Below are 19,957 nucleotides of genomic sequence, written 5' to 3' on the forward strand. Positions count from 1 at the left end.
CGGGCGGGCCGCCTAACCCTTTTAAAATTAAGAATTACTCGTCCGCTTCGCCTACGGGCGCCTCGGGCCCCGGGGCGGAGGCCTCTCCCGGCGGCGTGGGCGTCGTGACGACGACGACCGGGTTGACGAGGTACTTGCGGGCCGCGGCCGTAACGTCGTCCGCCGTCACCGCCAGGACGCGCTCGTCGAAATCCTCGGGCCAATCGTACCCCAGGCCCACGAGCTCATAGCGGGCGGCCAGCCCGGCGACGTCGGCGTTGGACTGGTTGTTGTAGAGGGCGTTCATAGTGAGCCAGTTCTCCCGGGCGAGCTCAAGCTCCTCGGGCGTTATGGGCTCCGCCTTTATCTTCGCGACCTCCTCCTCGACGGCCGCCAGCACCTCCTCGGCGCGCTCGGGCGACGTGGCCGCGAATATGCCGAAGAACCCCGGGTCCTGCGCGGAGATGTTATAGGCGTGAACGACGTAGACGTAGCCGGCGCCGCGCAGCCGTTCGTGCAGCCGGCCGCCCGGCAGGTATACCCCGGAAATGGCCGCGTCGAGAACGCGCAGCGGGAATTCGTCGCCGTCGCCGTACGTGACGCCGCGGTACCCCACGTATATCACGGCCTGCTCGTTGTCGGTCTTCTCGAAGACGAGCTCGCGCTCCGCGGGCGGCGGGTCCGCCGGGACGACCGGCGGCGGAGACTCGAGCGGCCGCCACCGGGCGAGCTTCTTCTCGACGACGCGCGTTACCTCGCCCGGGTCGACGTCCCCCACCACCGCGACGACGACGTTGGCCGGCGTCGCGTACTTCTTATAATACGCCAGCGCGTCCTCGTCGGCGAGCCGCGCCACCGAGTCCACGGTGCCGGTGGTGCGGTAGCGGTACGGGTGCTTGGGGTAGAGGTAAGCGCGCATCATCTTCTCGGCCTGCAGCTCCCAGTCGTCGTCTTCGCTCTGCACCTGGGCGAGCAGGCGGTCCTGCTCGCGGCCGAACTCCACCGCGGGTATGGCGGAGTTGGCCAGGCAATCGGCTAAGACGTCGAACGCCTTCTCGAAATCGGCCGCCAGGCAAGACGCGGAGAGGGTCAGGTAATCGAGGGAGGCACTCGAGCTGATGGAGCCGCCCAACTCCTCGACCTCTTTCGCGATGCGGTCGGCCTTGCGCTTCTTCGTCCCCTTCACTAACAACTCCGCGACGAGCTCGGCGACGCCCTCCTTGCCGGGCGCCACCACCCTCGAGCCGCCGGCGATGACCGCGTGAACCGTGACCGCCGGGACCGCCGGGTTGCGGCGGACGAGGAGGCGCAGGCCGTTGGCGAGCGTTACCTTCTCCATCGGCTCCGCCTCGGCCGCCGCGGCCACCTCCTCCGCGGCGGCGGCCCAGTCGCGCGGGACGACCTTGGCCACCGTCATGTGGGACTCGCGAACGTAGCGCCGGGCCGCGTCCCTGACGTCGTCCGCGGTAATTTCCTCGATGCGGACCAGGTACTCGTCGCTGAAGTTCATGTTGCCGGTATAGAGCTCGTTCTCGCCCAGGTCGGCGGCAACGTCCTCGACGGTATCCAGGCCGAGTATATACTGCGCCGTAAGCAGCTTCTTGGCCCGCGCCAACTCGTCGCGGGAGACGCGCTTCTCCGTAAAATTCAACATCTCGGCGACGATGGCGTCCTCGGCGTAGTTGAGCTCGATGGCCTCGCCCTCGGCGTAGACGCCCAAATAGCCGGCGCCGGTGGGCGGCGTACTCAGCCAGGCCGAGATATCGGTGACGTAGCCGCCCTCCTCCAGCACGCGCCGGTAGAGCCGGCTCGAGCGCCCGTAGCCCGCTATGGCGGTAGCGACCTCCAACGCGTACGCGTCCTTCGAGCCCATCGGCGGCCCGTGGAAGCCGAGCCACATATAGGCGGCGCCGATGTCCATCGGGACGACGACGTCGCGGCGGCCGAGCTGCGGCGGCTCGTAGAAGGCCTCCTCCGGGAAACCCCTCCCCCGCGGCAGCGCGCCGAAGGTCTCGCGTATCTTCGCCAGCGTCTGCCCGGCGTCGACGTCGCCCGCTACTACCACCACGGCTCGCTCCGGAACGTAATACCGGTCGTAGTAATCGATAAGGTCCTCGCGGGAAATTTTAACGAAGAGCTCCTCGAAGCCGATAATGGGATAGCGCACCGGGTGCTCGCGGAACATAGTGTAGAAAAAGGCCTTCTGCAGGACGCGGTTGGGTTCGTCCTGGCCCATACGGATCTCGTTTATTATAATTTCGCGCTGGTTCTCGAGCTGCTCCGGCAGGAACGCCGCGTGGAAGACGCGCTCCTCGAGGTGCTCGAGCGCCTGGTCGGTCTTGTCGGCGCGGACGGCGATGTGGTAGCAGACGTGGTCCTTCCAGGTATACGCGTTATACGCCCCGCCCATCTCGGACACCGCGGCCTCGAGCTCGGCCTTGGAGTGCTTGTCGGTCCGCTCGCCCAGCATGTGCTCGAGGAGGTGCGACGTGCCCGCGCCCAAGTACCTCCCCTCGTAGATGGAACCCGCCCGGACGTAGACGCGCGCCGCGGCCACGGGGTTGGCGTGGTCCTCGGCGACGATGGCTATCAGGCCGTTATCCAACACTTCCCGGACGGCCTCAACGCCTAAAGCCGAAGCGGCCGCGAGCGCCGCGGCCAGCGTGCAGACTATTATGGTCCTCATATATTTACCTCAATACTTCTTGCGAACCGTTACGGGTATCTCCAACTCGCCGAAGAAGGTGTCCAGGTAAACGGTCGCCTGGAGGGTGTACGTTACGCCACCCCTATTCATTATTTGGTTTAAGACGCCCTTGCCCAGGTTCTTGAGCGGCGTCTTCATGGTGAACGCTATTACCCTGGTCTCGCCCGGCGGGACCTTTTCCTGGCGCCGGTGCCACCCCTCGGCGACGGCGTTCTTATCGCTCCACAGCTTGTACGAAAAGCGGTCGACGATGACCTCGACGTCGTTGGGGTTGTAGACGGAAAGCTCGAGCAGGAGGTCGACGTCGGCGAGCGACACGCTCTTGACCTCGACGTCGGCCAGGTCGAACTCGCAATCCTTGAGCGCCGTGCGTTTCGCGACCAGGCCGCAGCCGAGCACGGATAACGCCAACGCGACGGCCATCGGCCATCCGTATCGTAAAAACCCGGTTCGCAGCATCTCGATCGTCACGCCTCGAGACCGCCGCGCGGCCCCGAGCTTACGGACGCGTATTCCCGGACCTATTTCTTCGAGCCCTTGCTCTTGTCGAACGCTTCGATGAAAGGCCGGAAGAGGTCGATGGGAACCGGGAACAGCGTCGTCGAGTTGTTCTCCGCGGCGACTTCTTTCAAAGTCTGCAAGAATCGCAGCTGCAGCGCGGCCGGCGCGGTCTGGATGATGGTCGCGGCCTCGGTAAGCCTCTGGGCCGCCTGGTACTCGCCCTCGGCGTTGATGACCTTGGCGCGTCGTTCGCGCTCCGCCTCCGCCTGGCGGGCCATCGCCCGCTGCATCTCGATGGGCAGGTCGACGTGTTTGACCTCGACCATGGAGACCTTGATGCCCCAGGGGTCGGTGGCCTGGTCCAGAATTGTCTGCAGGCTCTGGTTTATCTTCTCGCGGTGGACCAGGATATCGTCCAGCTCGGACTGGCCCAGGATGGACCGCAGCGTCGTCTGCGCCAGCTGGCTGGTCGCGAAGTAGTAATCCTCGACCTCGACGACGGCGTTGTTCGGGTCCATTACGCGGAAATAGACGACGGCGTTGACCTTGAGGGAGACGTTGTCCCTGGTGATGACGTCCTGCGGCGGCACGTCGTGGGCTATGGTCCGGAGGTCGACCCGCACCATCCGGTCCACGATGGGGATGAGGATGATAAGGCCGGGCCCCTTGGCGCCGATCAGCCGGCCCAGGCGGAAGATGACGCCGCGTTCGTACTCGCGCAGAATCCGTATCGCGCTGGCGAGGATGAAAATTATGATTATCGCAGCGATTATGATGGGCGTACCGACACAACCTAAGATTTCCATATTTGGACCTCCCGTTGGGGGTGGGGGGGGCGATATTTGAGAGTGAATTATAATACACCTGGGGCGCCGCGGTAAAGGTAAATAGCTCTAAAAACTGAACGCCGGGCCGACCAGGACGAAGGGCGCCGCCTACGAAAAAAACGCGGCCGCGACGAGCGAGCCGTACGTCCGTCGAAACACCGCGCCGTTCAACCCCCTACGTGTCTTCGGTTTCGGGCGGAGCGTCGGTTCGGGTCGCCGCTTCGGCCACGGGCTCCACCTCCGCCAACTTAACTTTTACCGCGGCGCCGGAGTCGAGCATTACGACTACCGCGCCGGTGAGCGCCAAGACGGCCTTGACCTCGCCCTCGCCCTGCGGCGTGGAAACTCTTTTCCCGACGCCCCCCGGGAACGCTTCCTTCACGCTGCGGTAAAACTCGTTTTCGTACGCCAGGCAGCACATGAGGCGGCCGCAATAACCCGATATCTTCGACGGGCTCAGCGTAAGATTTTGCACCTTCGCCATCTTCATCGTCACCGGGTCGAACGTCTCCAGGAAGATGGTGCAGCACAACGGCCGGCCGCAAACCGCCAAACCTCCCATCTGCTTCGCTTTGTCGCGCACGCCTATCTGGCGCATTTCGATCCGGGTGCGGAACGTCTTCGCGAGCTCGCGGACCAACGTCCGGAAATCCACCCGCTTGTCGGCTGAAAAAAAGAATATGACTTTAGCGCCGTCGAACGTCATCTTTACGGACGACAATTTCATTTCCAGCTCGAGCTTGGCCGCCAGCTCCCGGCACATCTCCGCCGCCGTTTCTTCGGTCTCCTCCTTCGTCGCGAGCCACTCCAAGTCGTTGGGCGTTGCTTTGCGGAGAACCGTAGCCGAAGGCGACTCGAGGGTTCGCCGGGGGCATTCGCGGGCGGGCGCCGTAACCTCGCAACAATCGAGGCCGTCTTCCGTCTCCACTATAACCACGTCCCCGGCCTCGAGCGGAATACCCCCCGCCGGCACGTGGAACTCGCGACTCTCGTTGAAGTACTTTACTCTAATAACTTCGACTTCCATGATTAACGGGAGTTACGTCTTCGGCGCCTTGCCGCCTCGCGACGGCCGGGGCGGCCTGACGCCGACGCGTTCGCCGGAACCGCTGAGGAGGGCGAACTCCAAGAAACCCATTACGTCGGCCTCGGCCGATACCGTCGGCTCGGTGCCCTCGATGTATATGGGGATCAAACGGAATCCCAGTATGCCGCGCGAACGCGAAACCTCTACGGCCAACAGCGTAGAGTAGTGTCGCTCCGGGTACCGCGAATCGAAGAGGAAGTTGCCCAGGCTATACGCGATTACGGCGCCCTCGTACGACTCGACGCCTTGGATGACGTGAGGGTGATGACCCAGGATTACGTCCGCGCCGGCGTCGACGAACTTGTGGGCGAGCCTCTTCTGCTCCGAGGAGGGGTAGGCCATGGATTCGCCCCCCCAGTGGAGCGATACCACGACCAGGTTGGCTTCGCTCTTGGCGCGACTTATGGCGCTCACGACCGTACCCTCGTCAAGGGACGCGGTCCCGGCCTTGGCTGCGCCGGCGTAGTACTCTCGCGGCTCCACGCCGCTGAAGGCCAAAAACCGCACTACGTAGCCGTCGACATCCACGTCGGCGGGGGCGAGCGCCGCGGCGAGGTCAGGGCCGGCGCCCGCGTGCTCTATCTCTTCCTGCTCGAGGTAATATATGGTGTCCGATAGACCCTGCTCGCCGTAGTCCATGATGTGGTTGTTGGCGAGCGACAACACGTCGAAGCCGGCCTCGGTTAAAATGAACGCGTAGTCCGGATTACCTTTCAGATATATCGAACCGCCGCGGGGCCCTTTCGTCGGCGCGCGCTTGGCGCGTTTGGTGAGGGGCGACTCGAGGTTCCCGAAAGCTATCCGGGCGCGGCCTATAAGGGGCGCCACGAACCGCAGCGGGCTCTCGGACCGGCCGGTGTAGAGGTCCACGTTGACGCCGCGCGCCAGGCTCATATCGCCGACCGCGACTATCTCGAAAACGTCCTCGTCGCCCCGCATCTTGGCGGCGAGGTCGTCCACGGCGGGGAGGCCGCCGATGGCGCGCTTGTGCTGCTCGACCAGTTCGGTCCACGGCCCGTCGAGGTTCATCGCCAGGTAACGGTCGTACGCGTCGCGGGCGGCGCCGTAATCGCCCAAGGATTCGTGCGCCAGGCCCAACCCGGCGTACCCGGCCGCGTAATCGGCGTCCAGCTCCACCGCCCTCTTGAAGCTGTCCGCGGCGACGCGCGGTTTATGGAGATAGAACAACTGGACTACGCCGAGGTTAAAGTACGCCCGGGCGAAACCGGGGTCGGCCTCCGCCGCGCGCTTGAACTGGTCGGAGGCGGCCGCGGCGTCGCCGTTAACCGCCAGCTCCAAAACGCCGAGGTTGAAATGGGCGAGCTCATTACCCGGGTCGAGCGCGACGGCGTACTTCAACAAGGCCATGGCCTCGAAGACCTTGTTCTGGGCCACGAGCGCCCGGGCCTCGTCCGTCGAACGCCGCGAACGCCAGGCCGCGATCTGGGGCGGCAGCGCGACCGTCGAAACCACGAGCGCCGCTATCAGCGCCGCTACCAAGAGTAAGGTGTAGAGACCGACCTTAATGTTGCGCATCCGCTTATCGAGCGTACGCCGAGTCGTCCTGTTGACCATTACGAAGCCTCACTTCTCCAGAAGGTGAACCTCTCCACCGTCGTCTGATTCTTGATTACGGCTACGCCGGCGGAGAAGTCCCGCGTCCCGGCCCAACGGACCGCTACGCCGTAACGGCCGGGCAACAACGCCAACGGCCGATCGCTCTTCCCGGTAGCTACCGGCACCCGGGTCGACCCCGGCCCATAGACCCATACTTCCGCCTCGAGCGGCTCGCCGGCCTGGTCCACGACCTCCACCGAGAGGTACCCCACCGGCTCGAGCAGCGTCCGCTCCTCGCGATCGCCCGCCTCCACCGACACGCCGAGCAGCCAACGTTCCCTCGCCTGGACCGTAACCCGTACGTCGTACGTACCGGCCAGGACGGCGAGGTCCTCGAAGGTCTCGCCCTTCATAACCGGCGGCCCCTCCGCCCCGCCCGAGGGATATATCGCGACGCGGCCCTCCAGCCGGTCGCCGCGGCTCGAGCGCGCCTCGACGGCGAGCGTACCCATCGGCAACTTGAAGGTCTCCTCGCCTCCCGCGAGCGCTACGCCGCGCCGCCAATACTTCTGGCCGAAATATTCCACCAGGACGTCGTAGTCGCCCGGCTCGAGCTCGAACGGTTCGCCGGCCAACCCCTCCCACAACGGCTCGTCGTGCTCGCCCGGGCGATAGACGGCTACGCCCCCGGGTAGAGGTCTATCCTCCGGCCCCACCACGGCGAACGAACCGGCCGAGGTTGTCTCGACGACGGCGGTACCCGCCCCGGCCTCGACCTCTTCCTTGTCGCCGCCGCACCCCGCCGCGAGCAGCGCCGATATAAAAACGAATAGAAGTACTTTTTTCATTCCGCCTACCCCGGATTCTTAAACGCCCGGCGGCAGGAACGGCGTCAGCAGCCTTACGCCGAAATAGATGAAACCCGCCGCGGCGACCAATACGATAACATAAAACGCTATGGCCTTCTTGAGGGAAAAGCCGTGCACCGCCGACACGCCCCACCCGTAGAGCGAAAGCCGCAAGACGAACGCGAGGATGCCGCCTACGGCCGGGATAACCTCGGCCACCGCGGCGGCCTGGGCGTAGGCCGCGGCGCGGGTCGTGCCGCGTACGGCGGCCCGCCCCCCCAAGCCCCGCGCGAGCAAGTGCAGGAACGCCACCGTTACGACGAACGATAGTACGTACGTCGCCGGCGCAAGCGCCAGCGCCATAGCCGCGACCAGCGCCGCGCCGGAAGGGCCGACGAGCGCGCTGGCCGCTTCGCCTATGCCCCATAAACTCCCCACCATGCCGATAGCCAGGCATATCGCGGCGAAGACCAACGGCTTGAAGAGGCCGCCCTCGGGCGCGAGGCCGGCGAAGAACGCGCGCGGCGCGAAGATGACGTCGCGCCAGGTCGAGAAAAAAGCGCGCGCGTACGACATCCCGCGACGGTTTTCCCAGGGCACTTCCCGGCGCAAACCGCTCTTGGCCGAGAGCGCCTCCATACACTCGCGACAGACGAGCCGGCCCGAGACCTCGGCGCCGCGGCTAACGCATAATGCGCACATATACCGGCCGCAACGCGGACAACCCGCTATGGCCGGCCGGCCGGCGTGCCGGGGGCAAACGCCGTAGGTTTTACGCTCGTCGGCGGGCATCCCTTAAAATATATCAATAAAGAGGAATGGAGTCAATAAAGCGAACTCCCTACGCGAAGGCGGCCTCGTCGAGGCCGCCCGCGCTCAAGGGAATACCGGAGCCCCGATCTTAAGCCGGCGGCGCCGCCGCCGCGACCTCCATAAACTCCAGAGGTACTTCTTGCATCTTCAACGATAAAATTTTAGAGATGCCCCGCCGTTCCATCGTAACGCCGTAAATGGCGTCGGACGCCTCCATCGTGCGGCGCGCGTGGGTGATGACCATGAATTGGACGCTATCGCGGTACTGCGCCAATATCTTGAGGAACCGGTTGATATTGTTCTCGTCGAGCGGCGCGTCGACCTCGTCCAGGATGGCGAACGGCGCCGGACGCGCGTTGAAGAGGGCGAATATCAACGCTATGGCCGCGAGCGCTTTTTCGCCCCCCGATAGGAGCGAGAGGTGTTCCATCTTTTTACCCGGCGGTTGGGCGTAGACGTATATCCCGGCGTCGAGGGGGTCCACTCCCGGTTGCAGCTTAAGGTCGGCCTGGCCGCCTTCGAAGGCCTCCCGGAAGATCCGCTGGAACTCTTCGCGAACGACCTCGAAGGTCGCGGCGAATTTTTCGCGGCTGTGGGCGTCGATTCTCGCTATACCCTCGTCGAGGTCGGCGCGGGCCCGGGCGAGGTCCGCCCGCTGCTCCTCCAGCTCGGTCAGCGTCGCGGCCAGCTCGTCGTACTCGCGCGCGGCGAGGAAGTTGATCTCGCCCATCTTGCCGAGCCGCTTGGCCAGCTCTTCCCGCTCGGCCTCCGCCGCGGAGACGTCGCCCTCCAGCTCGTACTCGTCGGCGGCGAGGGCGCTCAACCGGACGTCGTGCTTCGCGGCGGCCGCTTCCTCGAGCGCGCTCAACTCGCCCACCAGCGACGCGACTTCGACCTCTCTCTCCTTCAACACGTCGGCCACTTCCGCGGCCGCGCCCTCCGCGGCGGCCCGCGCTTCCTCCGCCTCCCGCCGCCGGCCTATAAGCTCCGCCCGGATGAGGCGGGCCTCTTCGACGCCGCGCTCCGCGTTATGGAAAGCGGCCGCGCGCTCCGCGATTTCGGCGCCGCACTCTTCTACCTCCGCGGCAAGCTCGGCGGCCTCCGCGGCCTTTCGTCCCGACGCCGCGGCCAGCGCTTCGAGTCTGGCCGCGCCCTCCTCTTTTAACCGCTCAAGGCGCTCGCGCTCGCCGGCGAGCCCCCGCGATTTCTCGCCCAACGCGGCGACTACCTCGCGCGCCGCGGCCGCCGCTTTTTCGTTCTCGACGACGACGCCGCGGACGGCACGCAGCTGTTCCTCGATCTCCGCCACGGCCTCGCCGGTTTCCTCGCAGGCGCGGGACGTGGCGTCGAGCTGGCCGCCGAGCCGTTCCTCGTCGCCGAAGACCTCCGCGAGGCGAGCTTCAACCTGCCCTATTTCCGCCGCCAGGACGCCGCGGTTTTCCCCCAGCACGCGGCCCTCGTCGCGGGCGCGCGCCAACGCGCCTTCGACGCTTCCGCGCGCCGCCTCGAGCCGCACCAGGCGCGCCGCGTTCTCCTGCTTCCGGCGGACGAGCTCTTCGCGGGCCGCCCGCAAACGCGCCACCTCGCGGCGAGCCGCTTCCAGCCTCGAGTCGAGGTCGGCGACGGCCGCGCCGAGCCTTTCGATCTCCGCGCGGCGACCCAGGATGGTAGCGCCGACCTCCTCGGCCGCGCCGGCGAACAGCGTCGCCCGGCCGTCCCACCAATCGCCGTCGACCGTTACCGCCGGCGTCCCGGGCGACACTTCGGACACCGCCTCGAGCGCCGCCAGGCCGTCGACGACCACGACGCCGGCCAATAACCCTTTCACGGCGTCGGCGTACGGCCCTTGGGCCGCTACGAAATCCGACGCCCAACCCTTCACGCCCTCTACCACGGGCAGGTCCGCGGCCGCGGCCCGGCCCTCGCCGGGGACGACGAAAGCGGCGCGCCCCGCGCCCGAGTCTTTAAGGCTACGGCCGTAGGCGGTGGCGGTGGCCAGGTCTTCGGCCAAGAGCGCCGCCGCGGCGCAACCCAGCGCCCGCTCCACCGCGGCCTCGTACCCTTCCCGCACCGCGACCACGTCCGCCAGGACGCCGGCGATGCCGGAAGGAGCACCACCCTCCAAAAGCGCCGCCGCGCCCGCGCCGAAGGACTCGAACCCGCGGGCGAGTTCCTCCAGCGACTGGAGGCGCGACCGAGCTTTCTCGCGCTCGCTGCCGAGTTCCGCCGCCGCCGCTTCGGCCGCGGCGTGCTCGCGCGCCAGACGCTCCTCGGAAGCCGCCAACTCCTCGGCCCCGTTCCGGCATTCGGTCCACTCCCGCCCGAGCGACTCCAGCTCGGCCGAAATATTATTCAGCGACGCGTAGTTCTCGTCGAAGAGCGACGCCTGGCGGCCTGCTTCGTCCCGGAGGCGGCGGAGCTCCTGGGCAAAACTTTTGCGCGTGGCCGCGGCCGTGGCGTGGAGGTTGGCGAGCTGGGTCCGGTCGTGGAACCGCGCCAACTGCTCGCCGCGCGCCGCCTCCAACCCGCCCGAGAGCTCGCCCTCCCGCGACCGGGCGGCCGCGAGCTCGGCCGCGGCGCGCTCCTTACGCTCCTCGCCGTCGGCGATTTGCTTTTGGGTTCGCTCGAGTTCGGCGGCCAGCCGCTCGCCCTCCTCGCCCGCGCCGCGGAGCTTCGCGACGAGCTGTTCGCCCTCCTCGCCCAGGCGCCCGACTTCCTGGTCGACGGCGCGGCGCCTTTCTTCGGCGAGCTGCTTCGCCGCCTCGGCCTCGTTCATCCCCCGTTGGCGCTCGAGGAGGTCTTTTTCCTTACGCTCCAGCTCGATCTCGCCCGCGGCGACTTCGGCGTCGAGGCGCGAGACCTCGGCGGCGGCGGCGGCCGCGCGACCCTTAGCCTCGCGGTTAGCCGCGGCGCACTCGTCGCGGCCCGCCAGCGCGGCACGCCTCTCCTCCGCTTTGGCGACGTACTTGCGCTTGGCGAAGGCGACGTCGAGCTCGCGGAGCCGGTCCACCAGGCCCTGGTACCGCCGCGCGGCGCCGGCCTGGCGCTTTAACGCCCGCGCCCGCCGCTTATACTCGGCGTACAGGTCGTCGATGCGCTCCATGTTGGCCTCGACGTCTTCCAGCTTACGCAGCGCTTCGGCGCGCTTGGTCCGGTATCCCCGGATACCGGCGGCCTCCTCGAAAAAGGCCCGCCGCTCGTCGGCCTTGGCCTTGACGATAGCCTCTACCATTCCCTGTTCGACCACGGCGTACGAGGCCTTTCCCAAACCCGTATCCGCGAACAGGTCGCGCACGTCCTTCAAACGGACGGGCCGTCTGTTGATGAAATAGTGCGACTCGCCCGAACGGTACATGCGCCGCGTTACGACCAGCTCGTCGCCGTCGGTCGGAACGTATCCGCTAACGTCGGAGAAAGCGATGGAAACCTCGGCCATCGAAAGGGCCGGCGTGTCGGCGGTGCCGTTGAAGACCAGGTCCTCCATGACGTCGCCGCGCAACGCCTTGGCCGATTGCTCGCCCAGCGCCCAGCGGAAGGCGTCGGCGACGTTGGATTTGCCGCACCCGTTCGGCCCCACAACGGCGCTGACGCCCGCGCCGAACTCGACGCGGGTCCGGTGGGGGAAAGATTTAAAGCCGAAAATATCTAAAGTCCTTAAGCGCATATTACACCCTTCTCTACCTCCGTGGCCATTCTAACAACATAGGCGTTTTTTGGCAAGAAAAAAACGCAACATAATGTGGTATGGGAGGATATAACCCCAAGATATGGTGCTTTGGGTATATATTATAGACAAACGACTGAATGGGTGTTATAATTACCGGGCGCCGGCCTACTTCGGAAAATACGGCCGTCTATTGACGGAGCCGCGTATCGGGTTTATAATAACTGCGTACGGCCGGGCCATTTTTCCGGGTTAACGGAAGGGGTCGAATATGGGAAAAAGGGTTATCGTCATATTAGCGTGCTTTGCGTTAGGCGCCGTAGCGGGCGAAGGCGCGGATCTACGGAACGAGTCGAGCCGAATTACCTCGTACGCTGAGCCCGTAGAAAGTACCGAACAAGAATTGAAGTGGGACAACGGCACGCTGGGGTACGTTCTGGCCCAATTCGTCACGGGCACCTGGATCGGCAACGGCTTCGACTGCTCGACGCTCGCGGCGGGCAATATAAAACTTATGCGGATCCGCTCGAGCGGCGTATGGCCCAACGACCGGTGGGACGGTTTCAACATCGGCGTTTTCGACTTCCAAAGCGGCGTTCCCGGGGCGCGGATTTGGGGCCCGACGTACGTTAGGGGGACCGGGCGCGGGTACCCGTGGTGCGATTTCAGCGTTAACTGGACATTGCCCAAAGGCATACGCAAGTTCGTAGCCGCTATGGAGCAGCGTTACAACTACCCCAACATCGACCCATACTGCCTGGATACGGGGCCGCCGCAGCGGCGGGGATGGACCTATTATTTGGGCGTCTGGCAACCGTTCGAATCCGAATCCAATTTGATGTTCCGCATCGTGATGCAGGGCGACATCGGCGTGGCGCCGACGAGCCTTGGCCGAGTCAAAGCCTTATACTACTGAGCCACGCGCTGTGTATGGTTACCAAAAGCCGGCCCCAAGAGGCCGGCTTTTTCGCGTCCCGGTCATACACGGATCACGATTTGGAGCCCTTTTCCGCCGCCGGCGCGACGCCCGCCGGCGCGGCCATCGCCGCCGGGTCGACGATCACTTCGATTAACGACGGCCGGCTGTTCTCTTTAAGGGCTTTTTTTACCGCGGGCGCGAAGTCGTCGGGGTCGTCTACGCGCGCGCCGAAGCCGCCGGCCGAAGCGGCGAACGCGGCGAAGTCGGCGTTGGGGAACTCGACGCCGTACGGTGGGAAACCCGCGACGGCCTGCTCCTTCACGATGTTCTTCAAGCGACCGTCGTTGAAGAGCACTACCTTTATGGGCAGCTTCTCGCGGACGGCGGTGGTGAAGTCCGCCATGAGCATGCCGAAGCCGCCGTCGCCGGTAACGCAGAACGTCGGCGTCGAGCGCTCGTGGAGCGAGGCCGCGAGCGCCGCCGGGAGGGCGAAGGCCATACTGGCCATGTTGGCGGAGAGGCACGTCCGCTGGCCGTCGGCGACGAACATCTTGTAAAACCAATAGGTGTGGTCGCCCACGTCGACGGTTACGACGGCGTCCTTGGGAATCAGCTCGTTCAACCAGCTCACGACGAAGCCGGGATGCACCGGCCTCGTCTTCTTGGCGCGCAGCGCGGCGACGTCGCGCATGTGCTCGTCGCGGTGCCGGCGGACGGTTTTTTTGTAATCCTCGTCCATATCCTTCGCCGGTACGAGCTCCAAGAGCCGCGGCAGCGCCTCGCGCACGTCGCCCACGGCGCCCGCCTCGACCTCGAAGGTTTTGCCGATGCGGGCGGCGTTCCAATCCACTTGCACGGCGGGCACGTCCGGGACGAGGTTGCGCTGCCGGAATCCCGAGCCGAGGATTACGAGGAGGTCCGACGCCTGCGCCGCCCGGGCCGCGCACGGCGCGCCGATGCTGCCCATCACGCCCACGGCCAGCTCGCGGGTTTCGGGCACGACGCCCTTGGCGCGGGAGGTGGTGGCGACGAAGGCGCCGATGCGCTCGGCGAGGGCGATGACGTCGGCGCCGGAGAAGCGGGCTCCCCAGCCCGCGAAGACCAGCGGCCTTTGGGCCCGGGCGATTACCTCCGCCACCGCCCGGAGCGACTCCTCCGTCGGCGCGGCGCGGCCGCGGAAGACGCGGCGGTCGCCGGTGAATATGCCGCCCGCCGCGGGCGCGGCCAGCACGTCGGTGGGGAGGCTCAGCGCCGCCACGCCGTGTTCGGCGTACGCTTTCTTTACGGCCATGCTAACGACATTGGCCGCCCGCGCCGGCGCCGAGACCGTCTCCGCGTATACGGTGAACGGGTGGTAGAGCGCGAGCTGGTCGACTTCCTGAAAAGCTTCGCTGCCCAACCTAACCTCGGTCACCTGGCCCAACAGCGCGAGCACCGGCGAGCGGTCCGTCGCGGCGTCCATAAGGCCCGTTATCAAGTTGGTCGTCCCCGGGCCGGCGATGGAAAGGCATACCCCTATCTCGTTGAATATCTTAAAGCGGGCGGAGGCCATAAAGGCCGCCGTCTCCTCGTGGCGCACGAGTACGAAGTCCACGTCCTCCGAGCGGCGGATGGCGTCCACCAGCGGCAGGTTGGAGTCGCCCGGTATGCCGCAGACGTAGCGCACGCCGTACGCGGCGAGCTGCGCTACGATCTGGTCGGCGACCGTCCCCGCGAACTCGCCCTCGGCGACTTCGCGCTCCCCGGCTCCCTCGAGCCGATTGAAGGCGGACTTGGGGGCGCCGCACACCGGGCACGTCCAATCGTCCGCCAACGCCGCGAAGGGGACCTCCTCGCGCGCCTCGTCGTAGATGTAACCGCAAACGCTGCACTTCCACTTGGCCATAACCCCTCCGGATCTGAAACGCGCAATACTTTAACTAACGGCCCGGGAAGGAACCGCCGCCTATATCGGACCGGGCTTTACCGGCATCCCCGTCGGCGAGCGCTTCGTACTCGTAGACGATGGGCGTCAATTAACGCCGGCCCCTTCCCATCAGCACGACGCCGTTTACGCTAAGCCGGCGACCTTAGCGTCCCGGGCCGTAATCGTTAACGAGGTAAAGTTCGATTTCCTCGGCGTCGACGTCGCTTATCCAACTCCGGTCGTAGCTCCGCATCCGCTCGAGCAACGGCGGCCAGTCCGCCTCGGTCCGGGGCTTGGCCAAGGGACGCCGGAGATGGTGGCATTTACCACACTTCTCGGCGAAGACGAAGCGAGCGGCGTGAAGGCGGTCGGCCTCCCCCACGGCGGGGCGCATGAGCTCCATCATCTCTTCGTGCCGCTCGACCATTTCCTCGCCCGGTATAACCTCGACTACGGGCGGCCCCGCCGGTTCCCCGGCGCCGAGGCGGGCCAAGAGCTTCGTCGTGGCGCCCAACATTATTACGACGAACGCCAGCCCGAAAACGGTCATCCCCAACGGCGGCGCGAACTTCATCAGGCCGCGGTAAGGCCGGACGACGGCCCATTTGAGGAACAGAAACGCCACGACGGCGAAACCCGCGGCGCCGTGCCAGGCGACCCTCGCCGAGAGCACGTTGCCGTACGCCGTTATCTTGTACAACATCCCGGCGAATAGGAAAATCATTATCGCAAGGAAGACGTACCCGGCGACGCGGTGGACCCATAGCAGCGCGGCCCCGCCCTTCCCGGCGGCGGCCCCGCTCAACCGGGCGAGCATGGCCAAGACGGCCGTCAACGCCGCGGCCAAGGCGACGTACGCTAAAACGATCGATATTAATACCATTATCAACCTCTCGCCGAAAAGCCGGCGTAGACCGTCCCAAGGGACCAGCGCCTACCGGCCGGCGCCAAACGTTACTTTCCGCAGTTCTATCACTTGCGTTCAATTTTAGCTTGCTTTTTTATACTATATATATTAAATTGTTTGCAAGATAATATTTACACGTTTTCGTTCATAAGTCCATAACCAAGGAGGACGGCAATGCGGAAATTTCTAGTCTGTTTGGGGGTAGTTGCCGCCGTCGCGGCGCTATTCGTCGCGTGCAAGAAGAAAGAGGAAGCGCCGACCGCGGAAACCGCCATGACCGCCGAGACGGCCGAAGTCGCCATGGCGGGCGACGTCGAGCGCGGCAAAGCGTTATTCGCCGACGTCAACCTCGGCACCACCGGCAAAAGCTGCGAGTCGTGCCACCCCAACGGCGGCACCGAGGGCATGGAGATGGAGGGGATGACGACCAAGCCGCTCACCGGCGTCAAGGACCGCTACCCCGGCGTCTTCACGATGATGGACCCCGAAAAAGAGGTCGCGCTGGCCGAAGTCGTAAACTTCTGCATCACAAACCCGTTGGGCGGCGAAGCCCTGGCCGAGGACGGCCAGGAGATGAAGGACTTCCTCGCGTACCTGGAGTCGCTGTAATTCAACGCTATCGGCTTAACGTCCCGTTCAAAGCCGGCTCATATCGGGCCGGCTCTTTTAGTAAACCTTTGACATAAAAATCTTTCCGTGGTATTATTTCAAGAGAATTAAACCCTCGACGGCCCGTCCCGGGCCGCCGGTAGCAATTTCGAGGAGACCTTTATGGCCTCTTATTCGCTATTCGAAAAAATCGCTCTTTGGACGGTCTTTGGCAGTGCCTTCGTCGGCATAGGCTACGCCCTCATACTCGTCGGCAGGATTCTCAAGCTCGACCCCGGCACGCCGGCGATGCAGAAGATAGCGCGCGCGATCCAACAAGGCGCCCGGGCGTACCTCAATCGGCAATTTAAAACCATCCTGCTAATAACCGGCGTCATCGCCGCCGCGATGTTCTTCACGGGCGAGACGCTGACGATGCAGTTCGGCCGCGCGGGCGCGTTCCTGCTGGGCGCGTTCTTCTCGGGGCTCGTGGGCTTCGTGGGGATGAGCCTGGCGGTGCGGGGCAACGTCCGCTGCGCCAACGCCGCGCGCACCTCCTACAAGCGCGCGCTCACCATCGCCTTTCAAACCGGCACCATCGCCGGGATGTTCTGCGTGGGCCTGGGCCTCCTCGGCGCCACCTCCATCTTCATCCTCTACGGTTCGAAGGCGTACGAGGTGCTTATCGGCTTCGGCTTCGGCGGCTCCTTGTTGGCGCTGTTCATGCGGGTAGGGGGCGGCATATACACCAAGGCCGCGGACATCGGCGCCGACCTCGTCGGCAAGGTCGAGGCCGGCATCCCGGAGGACGACCCCCGCAACGCCGCCGTTATTGCCGACAACGTGGGGGACAACGTCGGCGACTGCGCCGGCATGGCGGCGGACATCTTCGAGTCGTACGAGGTCACGTTGGTCGCGGCGATGATACTCGGCTGGACCGTAATGGGCGTCAAGGGCGTCATCTTCCCGCTCATCGTGCGCGGCGTCGGCGTCATCACGTCCATCATCGGGACCGCCGCCGTCCGGCCCCTCTCCGAGACCGAACCGGGGATGCGGCCCATAAACCGGGGCTACATCATCTCCGCTATAACGTCAGCTTTGGGGTTTTACTTCTTCGCCTATTATTACGTGGGCGACCTGCGCGTCTTCTGGGCTACCGTCTTCGGCCTGATACTCTCCGTGTTTATCTCGTTGTTGACCGAACACTTCACGTCCATCAAACGCGGCCCGGTCAAGGAGATCGCCGCGGCGACGCGCACCGGCGAGGCCACGACCATCCTGATGGGCGTGGCCGTAGGGCTCGAGTCGTCGGTGTGGGCCATCCTCGTTATCTGCGGCGCCATCTTCTCCTCCATCCTCATCGTGGGCGACCCGAGCAACGTCACGTACATCCTCTACTCCATCTCGCTCGCCGGTATGGGCATGCTCACCACGACGGGGGTCGTCGTCTCGATGGATACCTTCGGGCCGGTGGCCGACAACGCCAACGGCATCATAGAGATGTCGAAGGAGGGCGACGAGAAGACGCGCAAGACCATCGCAGACCTCGACGCCGTCGGCAACACGACGAAGGCCATCACGAAAGGCTTCGCCATCGCGACCGCGGTCATGGCCGCGACGTCGCTCTTCGGCGCGTACTTCCAGGAGTTGCGAAAAGCGGGCGCCGCGATTACCACCATCGACGTCGCCAACCCCGTCGTCCTCATCGGCCTGCTCGTCGGCGGCGCCGTACCCTTCCTCTTCTCCTCGTTGCTGATACGGGCCGTGGGCCGCGCGGCCGCCCTCGTCATAAACGAGGTCCGGCGCCAGTTCCACACGATCAAAGGCTTGATGGCGGGCGAGGCCGAGCCGGAGTACACGAGGGCGGTGGACATCTGCACCCGGGCCGCCCTTAAGGAGCTCGTCGGCCCGGGCCTCTTGGCGGTGTTGACGCCGATAATCGTCGGCTTCCTCCTCGACGCCGCGGCGCTGGGCGGCTTCCTGGCCGGCATCATCCTGACGGGCCAGCTTATGGCGGTCTTCCTGGCGAACTCCGGCGGCGCCTGGGACAACGCCAAGAAGTCCATCGAGGACGGCCTTTACGGCGGCAAGGGTTCCCCGGCGCACAAGGCCGCCGTCGTCGGCGACACCGTCGGTGACCCCTTCAAGGATACCGCCGGGCCGGCCATCAACCCCCTCATCAAGGTGATGAACCTGGTGGCGCTCATCGTCGCGCCGCTCATCATCAAGTACCGCGGGACGTGGTACATCACGGTCCCCGTCGTCGTCGTCGGTCTGGTCATCGTCGGCTGGGCCATCTGGCGCACGAAGAAGGGCTCCTTCGCGGCGGTGGGCGAGGCCGAGGAAGCGGTGGAGAAGTAAACCGTTCCTTTCAAGGGACGGTCCTTAACCGGCGACGCGTTAACGGCCGGCTTCAGCCGGGAATTATAAAGGGCGACTGGCCAGTCGCCCCTACCCAGAAACGAAACGCCGCCCCCAGGGGCGGCTTTTCTGTTGCGGTAACCGGGGGTGTCGATTATAATAAACGGCGATGGTTACTTTCGCCGAAGCGATAGGAGATTTATATCGTATAGCCGTTACCGAAGGGAAAGCGCAATCGCCGGCGCGGCTTTCGAAGCTGGCCGCATATTGCATAGAGGAACTCGCGAAGAGAGGGTTACCGGGCGCCGGGGCGGAAGTTAAAATACCGGGAGGAGCCAGAGATAAAAGCTGGGATATCGCTTGGGAATACGACGCGAAATACCGCCTCGGGATTTCCTTAAAATCCCTGTTGAAGAATATACCGGGTACGGTACCTAACCGTCTGGACGATTTAATGGGCGAAGTAGCGAACGCGCAAATGTACTCGCCCGAGATAGTACTGGGCTATATAATGATTTTCGACGTAAGCCAGGATACTACTCGAGGTAAGAACGGCAAATTATGGTCCGAATTCCTGGAGAGCAAACTTCGCTTCCTATCCGGACGTCGCGCGCCGGCGTGGAGCACCGGTACGCTCGAGGCGACGGTCCTTGTCCGAATCGATTTTTCCCGAGGCGCCGAAATTATTTCGGGCGAAACGGTTTTCGGGCGGTTCTTCAACCAGCTCGCGCGCGCTGTGAAAACGCGCAACCCGGGGATTAAATAAAATTACGCGACGATGACGGCGGAACCACATAGGGATTTCTTAAAGGGCCTTAAAGTAAACGGCGAAACGCCCGAAGCCGCAGATATCGCCAACCCTCAGACGCTTATACCGCGGCTCGCCAAAGACCCGGCGGCGCTGAGCGCCATAGAAACGTACGTCGCGACGCTAAAAACCCACCACGACTTGAGGCTCGGCGACGCACGCGATATGGCCGACATAGAAGACGAGGCTGTTCATCTCGTAGTCACGTCGCCGCCCTACTGGACCCTAAAAAAGTATAATGACCGCGACGGCCAACTGGGCGACGTCGGCGATTTCGACGAGTTTCTGGATGAACTCGATAAGGTTTGGCGGCATTGTTACCGGGCGCTGGTTCAGGGCGGCCGAATGGTGGTGGTCGTGGGCGACGTGTGCCAGGCGAGGCGGAAAGCGGGCCGGCACTTCGTCGCGCCGCTCCACGCCGCCATCCAGGAACGTTGCCGCGCCATCGGCTTCGACAACCTCGCGCCCATAATTTGGTACAAGAT

The 19,957-nt window shown here is 64.8% G+C and carries 15 protein-coding genes; 5 read left to right on the plus strand and 10 right to left on the minus strand.

Annotated elements, in window-relative coordinates; genetic code table 11:
* Window positions 1–34: 34 nt before the first annotated feature.
* The 8 genes from VMX79_05520 to smc form a co-directional block, all read right to left on the minus strand.
* Window positions 35–2,665: a pitrilysin family protein gene (locus VMX79_05520; GenBank protein ID HUV86554.1), complete on the minus strand. Its 2,631-nt coding sequence runs from the start codon at window positions 2,663–2,665 to the stop codon at window positions 35–37.
* Between the two features lie 9 nt (window positions 2,666–2,674).
* Window positions 2,675–3,157, minus strand: a complete 483-nt coding sequence (locus tag VMX79_05525; GenBank protein ID HUV86555.1) for an LEA type 2 family protein — start codon at window positions 3,155–3,157, stop codon at window positions 2,675–2,677.
* 50 nt (window positions 3,158–3,207) lie between these two features.
* A complete protein-coding gene (locus VMX79_05530; GenBank protein ID HUV86556.1) occupies window positions 3,208–3,993 on the minus strand; it encodes a slipin family protein in 786 nt (261 codons plus the stop codon).
* 196 nt (window positions 3,994–4,189) lie between these two features.
* On the minus strand, window positions 4,190–5,041 hold the full coding sequence (gene ricT, locus VMX79_05535) for a regulatory iron-sulfur-containing complex subunit RicT (protein HUV86557.1): 852 nt from the start codon (window positions 5,039–5,041) through the stop codon (window positions 4,190–4,192).
* 12 nt (window positions 5,042–5,053) lie between these two features.
* The gene (locus VMX79_05540; GenBank protein HUV86558.1) at window positions 5,054–6,637 is read right to left on the minus strand and encodes a CapA family protein; all 1,584 of its coding nucleotides are present in this window, start codon (window positions 6,635–6,637) and stop codon (window positions 5,054–5,056) included.
* A 38-nt stretch (window positions 6,638–6,675) separates the two neighbouring features.
* Window positions 6,676–7,506, minus strand: coding sequence for a hypothetical protein (locus VMX79_05545; GenBank protein ID HUV86559.1), 831 nt, complete (start codon window positions 7,504–7,506; stop codon window positions 6,676–6,678).
* A gap of 18 nt (window positions 7,507–7,524) precedes the next feature.
* Window positions 7,525–8,208: a YIP1 family protein gene (locus VMX79_05550; protein HUV86560.1), complete on the minus strand. Its 684-nt coding sequence runs from the start codon at window positions 8,206–8,208 to the stop codon at window positions 7,525–7,527.
* Between the two features lie 199 nt (window positions 8,209–8,407).
* A complete protein-coding gene (gene smc, locus VMX79_05555) occupies window positions 8,408–11,983 on the minus strand; it encodes a chromosome segregation protein SMC (GenBank protein ID HUV86561.1) in 3,576 nt (1,191 codons plus the stop codon).
* Between the two features lie 271 nt (window positions 11,984–12,254).
* Between smc and VMX79_05560 the strand changes: the two genes are divergently transcribed.
* The gene (locus VMX79_05560; GenBank protein ID HUV86562.1) at window positions 12,255–12,899 is read left to right on the plus strand and encodes a hypothetical protein; all 645 of its coding nucleotides are present in this window, start codon (window positions 12,255–12,257) and stop codon (window positions 12,897–12,899) included.
* Between the two features lie 73 nt (window positions 12,900–12,972).
* On the opposite strand, the gene VMX79_05565 is transcribed toward VMX79_05560, so the two are convergent.
* A complete protein-coding gene (locus VMX79_05565; protein HUV86563.1) occupies window positions 12,973–14,787 on the minus strand; it encodes a thiamine pyrophosphate-dependent enzyme in 1,815 nt (604 codons plus the stop codon).
* 184 nt (window positions 14,788–14,971) lie between these two features.
* Window positions 14,972–15,691, minus strand: a complete 720-nt coding sequence (locus VMX79_05570) for a hypothetical protein (protein ID HUV86564.1) — start codon at window positions 15,689–15,691, stop codon at window positions 14,972–14,974.
* Between the two features lie 198 nt (window positions 15,692–15,889).
* Here VMX79_05570 and VMX79_05575 point away from each other — a divergent pair, with 198 nt between their 5' ends.
* The 4 genes from VMX79_05575 to VMX79_05590 form a co-directional block, all read left to right on the plus strand.
* Complete coding sequence (locus VMX79_05575; protein HUV86565.1) at window positions 15,890–16,324, plus strand: hypothetical protein; 435 nt, start codon at window positions 15,890–15,892, stop codon at window positions 16,322–16,324.
* A gap of 162 nt (window positions 16,325–16,486) precedes the next feature.
* Window positions 16,487–18,664 carry a sodium-translocating pyrophosphatase gene (locus VMX79_05580; protein ID HUV86566.1) on the plus strand — a complete coding sequence of 726 codons (2,178 nt, stop codon included), beginning with the start codon at window positions 16,487–16,489 and terminating at the stop codon, window positions 18,662–18,664.
* 169 nt (window positions 18,665–18,833) lie between these two features.
* The gene (locus VMX79_05585) at window positions 18,834–19,430 is read left to right on the plus strand and encodes a hypothetical protein (protein ID HUV86567.1); all 597 of its coding nucleotides are present in this window, start codon (window positions 18,834–18,836) and stop codon (window positions 19,428–19,430) included.
* Between the two features lie 12 nt (window positions 19,431–19,442).
* Window positions 19,443–19,957, plus strand: a 515-nt coding sequence (locus tag VMX79_05590) for a DNA methyltransferase (GenBank protein ID HUV86568.1), incomplete at its 3' end; no start/stop codon positions are given.

The organism is bacterium (assembly GCA_035529855.1).
GTDB lineage: Bacteria > RBG-13-66-14 > B26-G2 > WVWN01 > WVWN01 > WVWN01.